This window comes from Burkholderia sp. Bp9143, from assembly GCF_003853645.1.
Classification (GTDB): Bacteria; Pseudomonadota; Gammaproteobacteria; order Burkholderiales; family Burkholderiaceae; genus Burkholderia.
The window spans coordinates 44,397-60,808 of sequence record NZ_QTPO01000053.1; the positions used below are offsets into that span (position 1 = coordinate 44,397).

At 65.1% G+C, this 16,412-nt stretch carries 15 protein-coding genes; 10 read left to right on the forward strand and 5 right to left on the reverse strand.

Annotation, left to right across the window (positions count from 1 at the left end; genetic code table 11):
* Positions 1 to 4: 4 nt before the first annotated feature.
* From DIE23_RS31430 to DIE23_RS31455, 6 genes are read left to right on the forward strand one after another with little or no spacing between them, the layout of a single operon-like run.
* Positions 5 to 1,018 (forward strand): type II secretion system F family protein, encoded by a 1,014-nt coding sequence (locus DIE23_RS31430; RefSeq protein WP_124615736.1) that lies wholly within the window; start codon positions 5 to 7, stop codon positions 1,016 to 1,018.
* Between the two features lie 24 nt (positions 1,019 to 1,042).
* On the forward strand, positions 1,043 to 1,921 hold the full coding sequence (locus tag DIE23_RS31435; RefSeq protein ID WP_124615738.1) for a pilus assembly protein: 879 nt from the start codon (positions 1,043 to 1,045) through the stop codon (positions 1,919 to 1,921).
* A gap of 22 nt (positions 1,922 to 1,943) precedes the next feature.
* Positions 1,944 to 2,276, forward strand: coding sequence for a DUF3613 domain-containing protein (locus DIE23_RS31440; RefSeq protein ID WP_124615740.1), 333 nt, complete (start codon positions 1,944 to 1,946; stop codon positions 2,274 to 2,276).
* A gap of 11 nt (positions 2,277 to 2,287) precedes the next feature.
* Positions 2,288 to 4,153, forward strand: a complete 1,866-nt coding sequence (locus DIE23_RS31445) for a TadG family pilus assembly protein (protein WP_124615742.1) — start codon at positions 2,288 to 2,290, stop codon at positions 4,151 to 4,153.
* Positions 4,154 to 4,170: 17 nt separating this feature from the next.
* The gene (locus tag DIE23_RS31450; protein WP_124615744.1) at positions 4,171 to 5,562 is read left to right on the forward strand and encodes a sigma 54-interacting transcriptional regulator; all 1,392 of its coding nucleotides are present in this window, start codon (positions 4,171 to 4,173) and stop codon (positions 5,560 to 5,562) included.
* Between the two features lie 54 nt (positions 5,563 to 5,616).
* A complete protein-coding gene (locus tag DIE23_RS31455) occupies positions 5,617 to 6,324 on the forward strand; it encodes a DUF2968 domain-containing protein (RefSeq protein ID WP_124615746.1) in 708 nt (235 codons plus the stop codon).
* 83 nt (positions 6,325 to 6,407) lie between these two features.
* On the opposite strand, the gene hfq is transcribed toward DIE23_RS31455, so the two are convergent.
* Entirely contained in the window at positions 6,408 to 6,998 is a 591-nt protein-coding gene (gene hfq / locus DIE23_RS31460; RefSeq protein ID WP_124615748.1) for an RNA chaperone Hfq, read from the reverse strand.
* A 297-nt stretch (positions 6,999 to 7,295) separates the two neighbouring features.
* On the opposite strand from hfq, the gene DIE23_RS31465 reads away from it, so the two are divergent.
* On the forward strand, positions 7,296 to 7,577 hold the full coding sequence (locus tag DIE23_RS31465) for a PXPV repeat protein (protein WP_124615750.1): 282 nt from the start codon (positions 7,296 to 7,298) through the stop codon (positions 7,575 to 7,577).
* 27 nt (positions 7,578 to 7,604) lie between these two features.
* Here the strand turns inward: DIE23_RS31465 and DIE23_RS31470 are convergent, their stop codons facing one another.
* From DIE23_RS31470 to DIE23_RS31485, 4 genes are all read right to left on the reverse strand, one after another.
* The gene (locus DIE23_RS31470; protein ID WP_124615752.1) at positions 7,605 to 8,519 is read right to left on the reverse strand and encodes a DUF1571 domain-containing protein; all 915 of its coding nucleotides are present in this window, start codon (positions 8,517 to 8,519) and stop codon (positions 7,605 to 7,607) included.
* Between the two features lie 30 nt (positions 8,520 to 8,549).
* Entirely contained in the window at positions 8,550 to 10,304 is a 1,755-nt protein-coding gene (locus DIE23_RS31475) for an AMP-binding protein (protein WP_124615754.1), read from the reverse strand.
* A gap of 329 nt (positions 10,305 to 10,633) precedes the next feature.
* On the reverse strand, positions 10,634 to 11,452 hold the full coding sequence (locus DIE23_RS31480) for a TetR/AcrR family transcriptional regulator (protein ID WP_124615756.1): 819 nt from the start codon (positions 11,450 to 11,452) through the stop codon (positions 10,634 to 10,636).
* A gap of 216 nt (positions 11,453 to 11,668) precedes the next feature.
* Positions 11,669 to 12,889 (reverse strand): MFS transporter, encoded by a 1,221-nt coding sequence (locus tag DIE23_RS31485; protein WP_124615758.1) that lies wholly within the window; start codon positions 12,887 to 12,889, stop codon positions 11,669 to 11,671.
* Between the two features lie 280 nt (positions 12,890 to 13,169).
* Here DIE23_RS31485 and DIE23_RS31490 point away from each other — a divergent pair, with 280 nt between their 5' ends.
* From DIE23_RS31490 to DIE23_RS31500, 3 genes are all read left to right on the forward strand, one after another.
* Positions 13,170 to 13,712, forward strand: coding sequence for a GNAT family N-acetyltransferase (locus DIE23_RS31490; protein WP_124615760.1), 543 nt, complete (start codon positions 13,170 to 13,172; stop codon positions 13,710 to 13,712).
* A 130-nt stretch (positions 13,713 to 13,842) separates the two neighbouring features.
* The gene (locus DIE23_RS31495; protein WP_124615762.1) at positions 13,843 to 14,469 is read left to right on the forward strand and encodes a ParB-like protein; all 627 of its coding nucleotides are present in this window, start codon (positions 13,843 to 13,845) and stop codon (positions 14,467 to 14,469) included.
* 24 nt (positions 14,470 to 14,493) lie between these two features.
* Positions 14,494 to 16,212 (forward strand): SulP family inorganic anion transporter, encoded by a 1,719-nt coding sequence (locus tag DIE23_RS31500; RefSeq protein WP_124615764.1) that lies wholly within the window; start codon positions 14,494 to 14,496, stop codon positions 16,210 to 16,212.
* Positions 16,213 to 16,412: the final 200 nt, after the last annotated feature.

The following is a 16,412-nucleotide window of genomic DNA, read 5'->3' on the forward strand; positions in this document are numbered from 1 at the left end:
CGGCATGACAGCCAATCAACTTGGTTCGCTCGCACTGGTGCTTGGCGCGCTGGGCATCCTGATGCTGGCGCTGCTCGCAATCCGCAGTGCGAAAGCGCAATCGCGCAGCGGCCGGACACTGACAGATGCGCTCGAGCGGCGACTCGCCACGCTGGCGGCCGCAAGTGGGCGGGCAGCGGAGGATACGGACGAGCCGTTGCTGAAAGATTCGGATTTGCGGCAGGCAACCGGTCAGCCGTCGCGTTTCGCGCAGGTGCGGGCGCGCCTGTCGGCGCTCGGGATGCGCTGGCTGGATACCGGTATCGGTCGTCTTATCGTTGCCGAAGAGGATCGGCTGCTGCTCGAGCAATGCGGTTTTGTCGATACGCGTACGCGCGGTTTGTTCCTGAGTGCGCGGATCGCCTGCTCGATTCTCATTCCGTTGGCCTACATTGGCGTGGTCGGGCCGCATGTGAGTGGCACACAGTGGTGGCTCGGCGTGGGCATTTCGTTCATCGTCGGATTCATGGTGCCGAAGCTCTACCTGCAGCGCCGTGCCGCGAAGCGTCGACAATCGGTGATCGACGAACTGCCATTGCTGGTCGACATGTTGCGTTTGCTTCAAGGGGTCGGTCTGTCGCTCGATCAGAGTATCCAAGTCGTCACGAACGACTTCAAGGGCATGATGCCCGTGCTCTCGTCTGAAATGGAGATTGCCCAGCGGCAGTTCGCGGCGGGCCGCACGCGCGAGCAGTCGTTGCTGCGGTTGTCGTCGGGCTTTGAAAACGAGGATCTCCGCGCCATCGTGCGATTGCTGATCCAGGTCGACAAGCACGGCGGCGCAGTCCAGGAGCCGCTCAAGCAATTTGGCGAACGCTTGCGCGAGGCACGTCGTGCAATGCTGCGCGAGCGCATCGGCCGGCTGACGGTGAAGATGACGGGTGTGATGATCGTGACGCTTCTGCCCGCGCTGCTGATCGTGACGGCCGGACCGGGGATGATTTCGGTGTTGCGTGCGCTGAGCCAGGCGCAGCACTGACGCAGGGAAGGGGAAGGACGGAAGATGAAACGCATCGATGAAGTCGCGAAAGTGGCCGGTGTGGTGGCGATGGCGAGCCTGCTTTGCGCGTGTTCGGCGTTCAAGGAAAGCGGGTACGGCGTCGGTCCGCAGGCAGAGCGTGCGGCATTGATGGACGCCGCGGCCCAGAAACAGGCGGCACCCGACACGCCCGGCATGTATCTGGGCCTGATCGAGCGGATGCAGTCACAAGGACTCTATTACGCATCGCTGGCGCATATCGACGCGTACGAGAAGCAGTACGGTGCGTCACCACAGACCATCCTGCTGCGTGCCGATGCGTTGCGCATGACCGACCAGCCAGCCGCGAGCACGTCCGTCTATACGCAACTGCTCAATACGCCGCTGGCAGCACGCGGATATCGCGGGTTGGGGCTGATCGCCGGTGCGGCGGGAGATTTCCCGCGCGCCGCGCAGGCGCTGTCGCAGGCTTCGGTGCTGGCACCGACCGATGCCGCGACGCTGTCGGATCTCGCCTATGCAAAACTGCGCAGCGGCGATATCGACGGTGCGCGCATCCCGCTGATGAAGGCGGCCGAACTCGGCCAGAGCAATCCGAAGATCATCAGCAACCTGGTGCTCTACCTGCTCGCATCCGGCCGTACGCACGATGCGCAGCGGCTTATGGTGCAGCAGAAGCTGTCGGCCGAGATTCGCAGCGACATCCGCGGCGACGCGGTGAAAATCGCGACGGCAGCGCGTGCATGGCGCCGCGCGGCGCCGTCATCGGCCGCGGCGACGCCTGTCGGCTCGGGCAGCGTGGTCAACGTGTCCGGCGCCGATGTCGCACGGCGGCCGTCGCCAGTCGCAAACATTCAGGGCTTCGATCCCACTGCGCCGCTGCTGCAGCGGTTCGCACAATGACAAAGCATTCGGGGGAAGGAACATGACTAACGACAAACGCTTCAATCGCCGCCTGGCATGGCTGCACCGCGGTATCGCAGTGGTTGCGTTGATGGGGGCTGCAACAGCAGTACATTGCGAGGAATCTATGCCGCCTGCGTCGGAAATCGGCCATTCGACTGACGCGCTGCTCGCGCTGCAGCGAGACAACCGCGCAGCCGGACCGGCGTTGCCGATGCTTGGCGATTCCGCGTCGCTGAGCTACCAACGCTATCTCGATTCGTTCAAGCACAAGATTCCGGAGTCGATGGGGTCACCGGTCAATACGAACGGCAACGGCGGGTCCGGCGGACAGCAGTCCATGCAATCGTATTGAGCGAGGCGACAATGATCGCGGCTCGCCATTCATCCCATCGCGTGACCGGCCAGGGTCATGCCGCACCACGACGCCAGCGCGGCGCCGTCGTCGTCATGGCGTCCGTATGGATACTACTGGCGATGGTGATTCTCGGTTCGGTCGACATCGGCAACGTGTTCCTGGCACGTCGTGACATGCAGCGCGTTGCCGATCTCGCGGCACTCGCCGCGGTCCAGCGACTGGACGACACATGCGCGAACGTGACGAGCGTGGCGACGAACAACGCATCGAAGAACGGCTTTTCCGTCGGCGGCACCACGACGCTGTCGGCCGATTGTGGCTACTGGGCACCGATGGCCACCGGGACGTCGAGCACTTTCTATACGTCGAAGACGTCGATCCCCAAGCTCACCCAACTCAATGCGGTCCGGGTGACGATTTCCAAGGTGATGCCGTATTTCTTCTTCGGCCCGACGCGCACGGTCACCGCCACTTCAACCGCGAAGGCGACCAACATCAACACGTTTTCGATCGGTGCGACGCTGGCTGCCGTCGGCGGCGTCGGCTGCTCGGGCGTGCCGACCGGCAACCCCGGCCTGGTGAATGCGCTGCTGGGCGCGCTACTTCAAGGCCAGGGTGGTACGCCGCTGACGCTCAATCTCGCGTCTTACCAAGGGCTCGCGTGCGCGAACGTCAAGCTGGGCGATATCGCTGTCGCACTGCAGTCGCTGTCGGTCGGTAACGGAACGATGGGCGGGCTGGTCAATGCGCAGGCATCGGTCGGTACGCTGCTCAAGGCGATGGTGACGGCCGTCGGGAAGACCTCTACGCTCGGCGCCACCGTGCAGTCGAGTGCCACAGGCGCGTTGAACAATATCCTCGGCCTGAGCCTGCTCAGCAATTCCACTATCAACGTCGCGAGCCTGACCGGGCAGAGTGCCACGTCGTTGCTGAAGCTCGGTCTCGCTAATGCGCAGGCGGCGGCCGACGCAACCGTGAACGTGCTCGATCTCGTGATGGCGATGGCGCAGATCTCGCAGAGCGGCAAGCCGGGCGTCGTGATCGGCGCCAATGTGCCGCTGACATTGCCGAACGGCAATTCCGTATCGATCGTGCAACTGCAGGCGCAGGTCATCAGTCCACCAACCATCGCGGTTGGCGAAGGCGGGAAGGACGCGACCGGCGCGTGGCGCACGGTCGCGACGAATGCGCAGATCGGCCTTTATCTCCTCGTCAACCTCGGTGTGAACCCGCTGCCGGTCGTGTTGTCCGCGAACGTGTACCTGCCGCTTTACGTGCAGCTCGGTGCCGGCAGTGCGACGCTGCTGTCGACCAATTGCCTGACCTCACCGAATTCTGCAACGATCAGTGCGCAACCGAGCGTCGCGAATCTCTGTATCGGCCAGCCGCCGCTCAGCGGTAATCTGCTCAACTTGCCGGCGACCTACAGCTGCTCGACGCCGGCCCAGGTGGTTGACGTGCTGGTCCTGGGCGGTGCGGTCGAGGTTTCTGCAACCGTCTCGAACGTATCGGTGAATCTGGCCGGAAACACCGCGACCAATACATTCTACGGGCGGGGCGGAAGCGATCCATCGTACTACTGGACGACCAACACGAATGCACTGGGTTCCGCCGTGAATAACGCATTGGCTGGCCTGACGTCGGCCACGATCACGCCGACCGTGAAGGTGCTGTTCGGGCTGATCTCGGTCACGATCACTCCGGATTTCCTTTCGTCGCTGCTGTCGGTCTTGACCACCGTTCTGAGCCCGCTGTTGACCGCGCTGGACGGTATCATCGACCCGCTGCTGGATCTGCTTGGCGTCCAGCTCGGTGCCGCCACTGTGCATCAGATGTCGCTGACCTGCGGCGCTGCTCAAACTGTCAGTAATTAAAGAAGCAAGACCACCCGATGAGAACCACCTCCGCAATCGCAGAACTCGACCTGTACGTCTGGGAAGGCAAGGCGGACATTGTCGACCGCGTTGCCCGCTGCATGGCGAGCTTCGACGTCGAAGTGATCCGCGCCGACAATGCGGAAATCTCGCCGGAGCGCGCCGCATTGCGGCCGTCGCTCGCGATCATCAGCGTGACGATGATCGAAACCGGTGCGGCGTTCCTGCGCGACTGGCAGGCCAACATCGGCATGCCGGTCGTCTGGGTCGGCGCGGCGCGCGAACATGACGCGTCGCAGTATCCGCCCGACTATTCGCACATCCTGCCGCTCGACTTCACCTGTGCCGAACTGCGCGGGATGGTCGGCAAGCTCGTCACGCAGCTGCGCGCGCACGCTGCCGAAACGCTGCAGCCGTCCGAACTCGTCGCGCACTCGGAGTCGATGCAGGCACTGCTGCACGAGGTCGACACGTTCGCCGACTGCGACACCAATGTGCTGCTGCACGGCGAAACCGGCGTCGGCAAGGAGCGCATCGCGCAATTGCTCCACGAAAAGCATTCGCGCTACCGGGACGGCGAATTCGTGCCGGTCAACTGCGGTGCGATTCCGGACGGCCTGTTCGAATCGCTGTTCTTCGGGCATGCGAAAGGCTCGTTCACCGGTGCGGTTGTTGCGCATAAAGGCTATTTCGAGCAGGCGGCGGGCGGCACGCTGTTCCTCGACGAAGTCGGCGATCTGCCGTTGTATCAGCAGGTCAAGCTGTTGCGCGTGCTCGAGGACGGCGCCGTGCTGCGGGTCGGCGCGACGACGCCGATCAAGGTCGATTTCCGTCTCGTCGCGGCCAGCAACAAGAAGCTGCCGCAGCTCGTGAAGGAAGGCCTGTTCCGCGCCGATCTTTACTATCGGCTCGCGGTGATCGAGTTGAGCATTCCGTCGCTGGAAGAGCGGGGCGCGGTCGACAAGATCGCGCTGTTCAAGTCGTTCGTCGCGGAGGTGGTGGGCGACGAGCGGCTCGCGCAGCTGTCCGACCTGCCTTACTGGCTCGCGGACGCGGTCGCGGACAGCTATTTCCCCGGCAACGTGCGCGAACTGCGCAACCTTGCGGAGCGCGTCGGCGTGACGGTCCGCCAAACGGGCGGCTGGGATGCCGCGCGACTGCAGCGGCTGGTCGCGCATGCGCGCAATTCGGCGCAGCCGGTGCCGGTGGAGAGCGCGGCGGAGGTCTTCGTCGACCGCAGCAAGTGGGACATGAACGAGCGCAGCCGCGTGATCGCGGCCCTCGACGCAAACGGCTGGCGGCGCCAGGATACGGCGCAGCAGCTCGGCATCAGCCGGAAGGTACTGTGGGAAAAGATGCGCAAATATCAGATATTCGACGAAGAGCCCGAGACCCGCGAAAGCGAGTAATTAATGAGATAAAATCGCGCAGAATTACAACGACACGGGCGGGAATCAAAATTCATGAGCCATATGACGGGGTTGGGGCGGGCGTGTGTGTTGCTCGCCATGATGGGAGGCATGCAGGGCGCGTTCGCGCAGGGGTTGGCGGGCAATGCATCGCCGGCGGTACAGCAGGCGTCGGCACCGGTGGCGGCGATTCCGGTGATCGATCAGCAGGTTCAGACGTCGGTGCAGCCGCAGGCGGGCGAGACGACTGGGCAGAGCACGGTCGATGAGCTGCAGCGCCAGATCCAGGCGCATTCGCTGACGGAAATGCGCACCAGCTATAACGGCAGCTACGGCGCGAGCCAGCTGTTCAGCGTGAAGGATGGTTCCTATTTCGTCGCGCTGTTCCAGCAGAAGGCGTTCTGGCGCGTGATCAAGACTTACGACGAAACGCGGGCGGAAGCGATCTATCGCGATTTCTCGCGTCAGGCGGAACGGCTGGCCGTCAACGAGCTGCGTGCGGCGAAGCTGGAATCGCAGAAGGCACAGACGGACCGGCAGATCGAAGTCACACAGGAGCGGGCGCGGCGTCTGCAGGCCGATATCTCGATCGCACGCGAGCAGCAGGCAGCGGTGACGGATCGCCAGAAGAGCGTTCGCAACGAAACGGCGGCGTTGCAGGCGCAACAGGCGGCGCTTCAGTCGCAACTGCGCGCATTGCAGCAGCAGGTGCGTTCGCTGCAGCGCGAGGCCGACGCAGGCTTGCCGACGACGGCGCACTGAGCGATCACGGCACGGCCGGTGCGGCGACATGCCGCGCCGACCCACCAGGAAAAAGGGCAAGCCGCTTGGCTTGCCCTTTTGTTTTACTGGCCGTCCGGCACGATTCGCCGGCGGCGCGTGACGATCACCGGCCCGTTGCCGCCGCGTGCGTCCGACGGCGACGTGTTGCCCGATGCGTCGCCGGCATCGCGCGGTGCGCCATAGCTTTCGCGCGGGGCGCCGTAGCCTTCGCGGGGCTCGCGCGGCGCGCCATAACCCTCGCGCGGTTCGCGGGAGCCATAGCCTTCACGCGGTTCACGGGAACCATAACCTTCACGCGGTTCACGCGAGCCGTAGCCGCCGTCGCCGCGCGACTCGCGGGGGCCGCCGTGCGAGCCGTACGGGCTGTGGCCGCCGCCTTCGCGGCCGCCCGGCCGACCGCCGGTACGCGGGCCGCGGGGACCGCCGCCGCCCGGGCGCGAGCCGCCCGTGTCGAGCTGGATCGTGGAAATCGCACGCTTGTAAATGCCTTGCAGACCCACGGGGGTGCGCAGCATCACCAGGTACTGGTCGAACGACTCGATACACCCCGTCAGACGAATGCCGTTGACGAGATAGATTTCAACACGCTTACGTTCCTTGCGCGCCGAATTGATGAAGTCGTTTTGCGGATGGGATTCTGCGGGATTGGCCATTGAGGTGCGGCAGGAGCCTGCGTCAGAGAATATGTTGTGCGTGCGTGTGTGGCGTGGTCGCCCACCAAGTGTTTGGCGGGATTTTACCCTGTTCGTTCCACCAGCGCCCAGTCGCGATTGTGTCGAACCGTAACCCACTATAGACGTTCCCGTGCATTTTCGCGATTCGGTCAAATGGCTAGTGCCGTTTCGTTACGTCGCGTTACGACTCTCGCAACGGCGTAGCACCTGGCGGCGCGCGGCGGGATTACATTCGACGCCCATGCCGGGCAGGCCGGCGGATCCGGGAAGGGGAACATGAACAAGAGGGGATTGGCGGTGTGGATCGGGAGCGTGGCGTTGCTCGCTTCCGGCAGTGCAATGGCGGGGCACGTCGACCTGTCGGTGGGTATCGGCGTGCCGGTCGCGCCGGTCTATGTCGAGCCGGCACCGGTCTATGTGGCACCGCAGCCGGCGGTGGTCGCGTATCCGGGTTACGGATACGGCTACTACGGTGACGAGGACGACGACGGCTACCGGAAATGGCGCAAGCACTATTACAAGCATTGGCGCAAGCATCACGACGATGACGATGATTGACCGCGACGTGCGTGGCGCCGGTGACGATCAGAACGCGTAGTCCGGGTTCTTTGGGTCGAACGCGGATTCGTCGAGCGTCGCCGGCGCGATCTTCTCGATGACGATTCGCTCGAAGAGCTTGCCGTCGTTGTCATAGGACTCGACGGTGCGGAAGTAGGGCGCGTGCAGGTCGAGCCCGAGGATTTCCTTCTTCGCATAGAACCGCGGTCGGCCGGTCGGCGTCTCGTAGGTGAGCGCGACGACGCGCACGCCGCCGATCGTCTTCGTTTCCACCTGCGTTGGCCGCTGCACGCCGGCTTCCTGGTATTTCTTTCCTTCGGTCAGGTACAGGTTCGTGATGAACTCGGTGCCGAGATCCTTCACCTGGTGATTCGACTGCGCGCGCGCGAGTGCGCCGTCGAGCGCCGTCCACAACGGAATCTTGCCGAGCAGGCCGCCGAGATGGCCGTACATCTCGTCCTTGCGCTGTGTCGTGTCGTAGATCGTTTCCTGTCCCGCATGCGCGCCGCCCGGCAGCCATTTCGCATAAACCCGCAACGGCTCGCGGGTCGTCTTCACGAGCATGCGGTCGGGCGTGTCGGACCATTTGCCGCTGACGCGCTCCTGACGCACCATCGTGAACTGGTACGACGGATAGCCGTTAGGACCATTGCGGATATAGAGCGGTACGGCGAGCGGATCGAGTGCCTTGAACAGCGCCGTGAGCGTCGCGTCGTCGAGTTGTGAGAGCGTGCCGCGCTGTGCGGCCGTGCGCAGCCAGCGCGCCTGCTGCGCGACCGGCTCTCGCGCGACCTTCGCCAGGTCCGCCGGCAGTGCGGCCTCCTGTACCGCGCTCGCGGCATCGGCGGTTTCCTGCGCATGCAGGCCGGCTTGCGCGAGCGACAGCATGCACGCGATTGCCGCGGCGGCGTGCCGCGTGCGGTGCCTCGTTCCTTCGTTCATCGACAGCGTCTCCGGGGGGCGTTGGATCGTTCAGCCTTGCTTAGCCGCCTTGATCTTGGCGAGTTCCTCGTCGCGTAGCGCGCGGCGCAGGATCTTGCCGACGTTCGTCTGCGGCAGCGCGTCGCGGAACTCGACGAACTTCGGCATCTTGTAGCCGGTCAGGTTCTTGCGGCAGTGCGCGAGCACGTCGTCGACCGTCAGCGTCGGGTCGCGGCGCACGACGAAGACCTTGATCCGTTCGCCCTGTATTTCGTCCGGGATGCCGATCGCAGCGGCTTCGCTGATGCCCGGATGCGTGACCAGCACTTCCTCGATCTCGTTCGGATATACGTTGAAGCCCGAGACGAGGATCATGTCCTTCTTGCGGTCGATGAGGCGGATGAAGCCGCGCTCGTCCATCACGCCGATGTCGCCCGTGCCGAGCCAGCCGTCGGCGTCGATCACCTTCGCGGTCTCGTCGGGCCGCTGCCAGTAGCCGCGCATCACCTGTGGACCGTGCACGCACAGCTCGCCCGGCTCGCCGACCGCGGCCCAGGTGCCGTCCTCGCGGCGAAAGCGCACGAGTGTCGACGGGGCGGGCAGGCCGATCGAGCCGCTGAACGCGGCCATGTCGTTCAGGTCCACCGGATTCATCGTGACGATCGGCGAGCATTCGGTGAGCCCGTAGCCTTCGACGACCGGCCGGCCCGTGACCTGCTGAAAGCGCTCCGCGACCGCGCGCTGCATCGCCATGCCGCCCGCCATCGCGAGCTTGAGCTTCGAGAAGTCACGCTTGCGGAATTCCTCGTTGTCGAGGAACGCGTTGTACAGCGTGTTGATCCCGGTGATCCCGGTGAACGTTTCGTTGCGGATGATCTTCATCACCATGTTCATGTCGCGCGGGTTCGCGATCAGGATGTTGCGCCCGCCGAGCCCCATGAAGATGAACGCGTTCACCGTCAGCGAATAGATGTGATAGAGCGGCAGCGGCGTCAGTACGGTCTCGACGTCGCCCGAGACCTGGTCGGCGATCCACGCCTTGGCCTGCAGCAGGTTCGCGATCAGGTTGCCGTGCGTGAGCATTGCGCCTTTCGCGACACCGGTCGTGCCGCCCGTGTATTGCAGGAATGCGAGATCGTCGCGCGTCATCTGCACCGGTTGTGGTTTGACGCGTGCGCCGAGCGCGAGCGCGGAGCGCAGCCGGATCGCCTGCGGCAGGCTGTAGGCCGGCACGAGCTTCTTCACGTGCTTCAGCACGAAATTGATCAGGCGTCCCTTTGCATTGAAACCATCGGCGAGCAGGTCGCCGAGCGCGGTGACGACGATGTTCTTCACCTGTGTTTCGGGTAGCGCGTCCTGGAGCGTGCGGGCGAAGTTCTCGAACACGACGATCGTTTGCGCGCCGCTGTCCTTCAACTGGTGCGCGAGTTCGCGCGCAGTATAGAGCGGGTTGACGTTGACGACGATCGCGCCGGCCTTCAGCGTGCCGAACAGCGCGACCGGGTACTGGAACGTGTTCGGCAGCATGATCGCGACGCGGTCGCCCGGCTTCACGCCGGTGCTTTGCAGATACGACGCGAATGCATCGACTTTCTGCGCGAGCGTGCGGTAGGTCATCGATGCGCCTGCGCTCACGTAGGCGACCCGTTCGGCGAAGCGTGTCGTGCATTCGTCGAAGAACTGCACGAGCGATGCGTATTGCGTGACGTCGATCTCGTGCGGCACGCCGGGCGGGTACGATGCGTACCAGATGCCGTCGCTGTTCGGCGGGAGCTGGGCCGGTTCGGTTACTGCGGATGATGACATGATGTGTCTCCGTGTCGGTGAGAGTTAGCGCTTTAGCGCTTACTCTCACCCCATGCTTTGCGGTCGGTGAGAGTTAGCGCTTTAGTGCTTACTCTCACCCCATGCTTCGCGGTCGGTGAGGGTTAGGGTTTCGGCGCTTACTCCCACCCCATGCTTCGCGTTCGGTGAGAGCTAGCGCTTCATCGCTTACTCGTACCCATGTTTTTCGTCGGCGAACGCAAGCCAGCCTTGGCTCCCGCCGCACGACATTCGTTCGGCCCGGACCGGCGTATCACCGCCGGCCCGAGCCGCCTGTATCCGGGAATCGCCGCCTGCGCGGCCTCGCGCGATCAGCTCGCCGGATGCGCCGTCGCCGTATCGGCCGCGGTCGTACCCGACGCCAGACCGAACGCTTCGCTCGCGCCGGCATCGTCGAGCACGGCCGCGAAGATCGACAACTGCGCGCTGTCGGGCATCGGCGCCTTCAGCGCGGCGACGATCAGCGAGGACAGCCGCGCGATCATCTGCACGTCGTTCATCGTGCGGCCTTGCGAGAATTCGTCGATCAGGCTTTCGGTTTCGGCACCGGCCAGCGCGCCGGACAGCGCGCCGATCGCGAAATGCAGCCGCCAGCCGAGCTCCGTGCGCGGCAGATGCGGCAGGGCGCGCTGGAACGAGTCGAAGAAGCGGCCGGCGACGCTCGCATAGTGCGCGGTCAGGAAGTTGCGGACGAACGGCGACGGATCGGTGTACGCGCGGCCGATCAGCCGGAGGAACGCGGGGCCGCCGCGCTCGGGGTCGCGCGACGCCTTCAGCGCGGGAATGAACATCGCGCCGAGCACGTGCTCGCAGGTGATGTGCGCACCGAGCTGCGCATCGAAGCGGTCGAGGATGCCGAGGCGTTCCTGGTTGAGCTGATCGAGCCGACGCGACAGCATCGCGTGGATCAGCGCTTCCTTGCTGCCGAAGTGGTAGTTGACCGCGGCGAGGTTCACCGCCGCGCGCGACGTGATCTGCCGCATCGACATCGCTTCGAAGCCATGTTCGATGAACAGGTCCTCGGCCGCATCGAGAATGCGCGCCTTCGTCCCGCCGGTCTGCCGATTGCCGGATGACCGCGTCCCGGACGGCCGTCCCGCGGACGGTCGCCCCTCCTGACTTACTGCCATGTCCCGCCTCCCAATGCCGGTCGCCCGGCCGCGAACAGGTGATTTGATTATCTGATTCAAACAGTCGTTTTTATTAAGATAAAAAAACGCGGGCGGCGCGGGCAAGCGGGGAATCTGGACAAATTCCTCTAGTTCGATGTGCGGATGCGGAAAGTATTTCGCGCGGCCCCGGCGGGACGGGGCACGCGCGATGGTGCGATGCGGCAATACGCGGGTTCAGCCGACGCTGGTACGCGTATTGACCGATTGCGTCATGTCGATGCCGCGCCGTTCGCGGCTGAACAGGATCAGCACGGCGATCACGATGGCGACGGTGCCGGCCACGAGCGCCAGCGCGAAACTGTAGTTGTTGCCCTGGGAAACCGCGAGCGATGCCTGCATCGTCGCGTTGCCCGACGCGAGCAGGTTGCCGAGCTGGTAGACGACGCCGGGGAAGGTCGCGCGGATCTCGTCGGGCGAGATCTCGTTCAGGTGGACGGGGATCACGCCCCACGCACCCTGTACCGAGATCTGCATCAGGAACGCGCCGGCAGCGAGCGCGACCGGGCCGCTCGAGAACGCCCACAGCGGCAGCACCGGCAGCGCGATCAGCGCGGCGATGAAGATCGCGCGACGGCGGCCGATGCGCTCCGAGATCGCGCCGAACGACAGGCCGCCGACGATCGCACCGATGTTCAGCACGATCGTGATCCACGACACGGTGTGCGGATCGAAGTGATGCTGTTCGCGCAGGAAGGTCGGGTAGAGATCCTGCGTGCCGTGCGAGAAGAAGTTGAACGCGGTCATCAGCACGATCGCGTAGATCGTGAGCTTCCAGTTCTGTTGCAGCGTGGCGCCGAGGCTCGGCCGAGGACGCTTTTCCATCTGCTTCCAGGCCGGCGATTCGGGCACGTGCGTGCGCACGTACAGCACGAGCAGCGCGGGCAGCACGCCGATCATGAACATCCCGCGCCAGCCGATGTACTGGTAGAGCAGGCCGAACACGACGGACGCGAGCAGGTAGCCGCTCGGATAGCCGGCCTGCAGCAAGCCCGACACGAAGCCGCGCGCATGGGTCGGCACGGTTTCCATCGTTAGCGCGGAGCCGACGCCCCATTCGCCGCCCATCGCGATGCCGAACAGCGCGCGCAGCACCAGCAGCGCGGTGAGGCTCGGCGCGAAGCCCGACGCGAGTTCGAGCAGCGAATAGCATGCGATGTTGATCATCAGCGTCGGACGGCGACCGAAGCGATCGGCGAGCCGGCCGAAGATCAGTGCGCCGATCGGGCGCATTGCGAGCGTCAGCGTGAGTGCGAACGCGACGGCGGGGATCGTCGACGCGAATTCGGCGGCGATGTCCTTCAGCACGAAGACCATCAGGAAGAAATCGAACGCGTCGAGCGTCCACCCCAGGTAGGCGGCGATCGTGACGTTGCGTTGTTCGCGGGTCCAGCTCATGTCCGGGTCTCCTCGTTGGCTTGCGCGCTCACGATCTGCAGGCGGATGCCGGCCCGGCTTGCGCGCGGCGCGGGGGCATGGATCGAGTGTAGGCCGCGGCGCCGTGCGATGTGGGGCGCGATAACCGCGAATCGGGAATAATCCCTATGAAATGAACTGTTGAGAAAACGGAAATGAGCGTGCGCGAGACAAGCGACTGGCGTCTGTATCATTCCGGAAGGCTTTTTGTATCAGTTATGTAATGCGTGCGATGCGCATCGCCACCGAATCAGGAGTCCCGATGACCGAACCATCCGTTGCCGCGTTGCCCGTCCTGGAGGCCGGGCGGCTGTGGCTGCGCCCGCGCGTGCTGGCCGACCTCGACGCGAGCATCGAGATGGATCGCGATCCCGAGGTCACGCGGTACATCGCGGGCCCGTGGCACGACCCGGACGAACATCGCCGCTTCGTCACGCACCGGATCACGCGCGGCTATCCGTCGGGCCTCGGCTACTGGTCGATCTTCGAGAAGACCGCGCCCGATGCGTTCATCGGCTGGATCCTGCTGATTCCCGACTATGCGGACGGCGGGCGCGACGTCGAAATCGGCTGGCGACTCGTGCGCGCGGCGTGGGGGCGCGGCATCGCGTGCGAAGCCGCCGCGGCCGTCCTGCGTCACGCGTTCGACACCGTGCGGCTGCCGCGCGTGATCGCCGATATCGCGGAGGCGAACACGGGCTCGCTGAACGTCGCGCGCAAGCTCGGGATGCGGCGCGTGAGCGTCGTTCACGACGGCATTCCTTACGTTCGTCATCGTCTCGAACGCGACGACCTGCGCGCATAGCGTCGCGTCGCGCGCAAGCGCGGCCGGATGTCAGAGAGGGTCAAGCGCAAGCGTATCGAGGTCGCGACGTATTAACGGCTCGCACGATCAGGAGTATCGTTGCCGGAAATTCGCAACATGGGGTACGACCATGGCACTCGGCAACGACGTTCATCTGATTCCCGTCCGGCTCGACGCACTGCGTCCGACACAAATGACGGTCGGCTATCGCGAAGTGAAAGCGAAGCGCAAGCACTGGAAGGCGCTCGACAAACGCGCACGCAAGGCCGCGATTGAATCGCACTGGTTTCCGGCCGTCCTCGGCCCGGGCGGGCTGTACTACATCACCGATCATCACCATCTCGGCCTCGCGCTGATCGAGGAGGAGGAGACGCGTGTGAACGCGATGCTGCTGAAGGATCTGTCATGGCTCGACGACACGATCTTCTGGCGGATGATGGAACACAACCAGTGGGTGCATCCGTTCGGTGCGGACGGCTCGCGTCGTGACTACGCGCATCTGCCGGAGGTGCTGACGGGGCTCGAGGACGATCCGTACCGGAGCCTCGCGGGCGAGCTGCGCACGGCCGGCGGCTACGCGAAGGATGCGACGCCGTTCAGCGAATTTCTGTGGGCCGACTACCTGCGCCAGCACGTGACGCTCGACCAGATCCGCAAGAACTTCTCGAAGGCGCTCGACATCTCGCTGCGCCGTGCGCACGAGCAGGACGCGCGTTATCTGCCCGGCTGGTCGGGTGTCATCACCGTCAAACCCTGACACGCGCCCGGCGCGTACCGCCTCATGACGACCGCCCAGACCCGTCCGGATGCCGGCCCGCAGCATCCCGAGCATTTCGCTGCACTCGATGCAGTACCGCCGCCGTCCACGCAGCGCATCGGCCTCGATGCGCTGGCCGGCCTGTCGATCGCCGGGCTGCTGATTCCAGAGGCGGTCGCGTACGCGGGTCTCGCCAACCTGCCGCCGCAGGCCGGTCTCATCGCGCTGCTGTCGGGGCTCGTCGTCTATGCGCTGACCGGCAGCAGTCGTTTTGCGATCGTGTCGTCGACGTCATCGTCGGCGGCGGTGCTCGCCGCGACCGTGCTGGCCGAGTCGGGGATGGCGCTTGCCGCGCAGCTCGCGCTGGCGGCCGCGCTCGTCGCGATGACCGGCGTACTGTTCATCCTGGCGGGCGTCGCGCGGCTCGGCGGCATGTCGGATTTCGTCGCGCGTCCGGTCCTGCGCGGCTTCACGTTCGGCCTGGCGCTGACGATCGTCATCAAGCAGTTGCCGAAGATTCTTGCGATTTCCGTGCAGCACAGCGATGCGCCGCGCGTCGCGCTCGAACTCGTCACCGGTGCTCCGCATGCGAACCTCGCGAGCGTCGCGCTCGGCGCGACCGCGCTCGCGCTGTTGTTCCTGCTCGGGCGCAGCAAGCGCGTGCCGGCCACGCTCGTCGTGATCGTGCTGTCGATCGCGGCCGGCTACGTGCTCGACTGGCAGCACTACGGGATCGCGATCGTCGGACACATCGATTTCCAGCACCTCGCGTTCGGGCTGCCGCATCTCGACCGCAACGCATGGATGCAGACGGTCGAGCTCGCTTTCGCGCTGATGCTGATCCTGTATGCGGAATCGTACGGATCGATCCGCAACTTCGCGCTGAAGCACGGCGACAGCGTGTCGGCCAATCGCGATCTGGTCGCGATCGGCTGCGCGAATCTCGTGTCGGGGCTGCTGCACGGGATGCCGGTCGGCGCTGGCTATTCGGCGACTTCGGCGAATGAGGCGGCTGGCGCGCAATCGCGCTTGTCGAGCCTGTGGGCGGCCGGCGTGGTCGCGCTGATCGTGTGGCTGCTGCTGCCGCAGCTTGCTCGCACGCCGGAGCCCGTGCTCGCGGCGATCGTGATCTTCGCGGTCAGCCATTCGCTGCACCCGTCGGTGTTCCGGCCGTACTGGGTCTGGCATCGCGATCGGCTCGTCGTGATCGCCGCGCTGCTCGCGGTGCTCGTGCTCGGCGTGCTGCACGGGCTGCTCGCGGCCATTGGCGTGAACCTGCTGCTGACGCTGCGCAAGTTGTCGGAGCCGAACGTCAGCGTGCTCGGCCGGCTGCGCGACGGGCACGACTTCGTCGACGTCGCGAATCACGCCGATGCCAAGCCGGTGCCCGGTGTGCTGATCGTGCGGCCCGAGGCGCAGCTGTTCTTCGCGAACGCCGACCGGATGCTCAATCGCGTGCGCGCGCTGATGAAGGCCGCGCCCGATACGCATGTCGTGATGCTGAGTCTCGAGGAAACGCCGGACGTCGACGGCACGACGATCGAGTCGTTGCGCACGTTCGCGGCCGAATGCGCGGCACGCGGGTTGCAGTTCGCGATCGTGCGGCTCAAGGAGCACGCGCTGCGTGCGTTGCACCGCGCGGCCGACGATACGCTGCGCGACGATGCGATGTCCGAACTGAGTGTCGACGAGAGCCTGCAGCTGCTGCAGGCGCGCGGTAACGGTGGGAAGCGTGGTGCGTGACCAGGCGGCGCGCTTGCGCTGCCTGATGTTTTCCAGTGTCGCCTAATACGATAGCGCGGCATCGACCGGTGCGGCGGTCGCACGGCAGGCCACGAATAGATGATCGCGAGACCTTCCTCGCGGAGCTGGCGGATCAGGCCGAACAGGTGCTCGGTCTCGCGCGACGACAGCGGCGTCGTCGGTTCGTCCATCACGAGGAT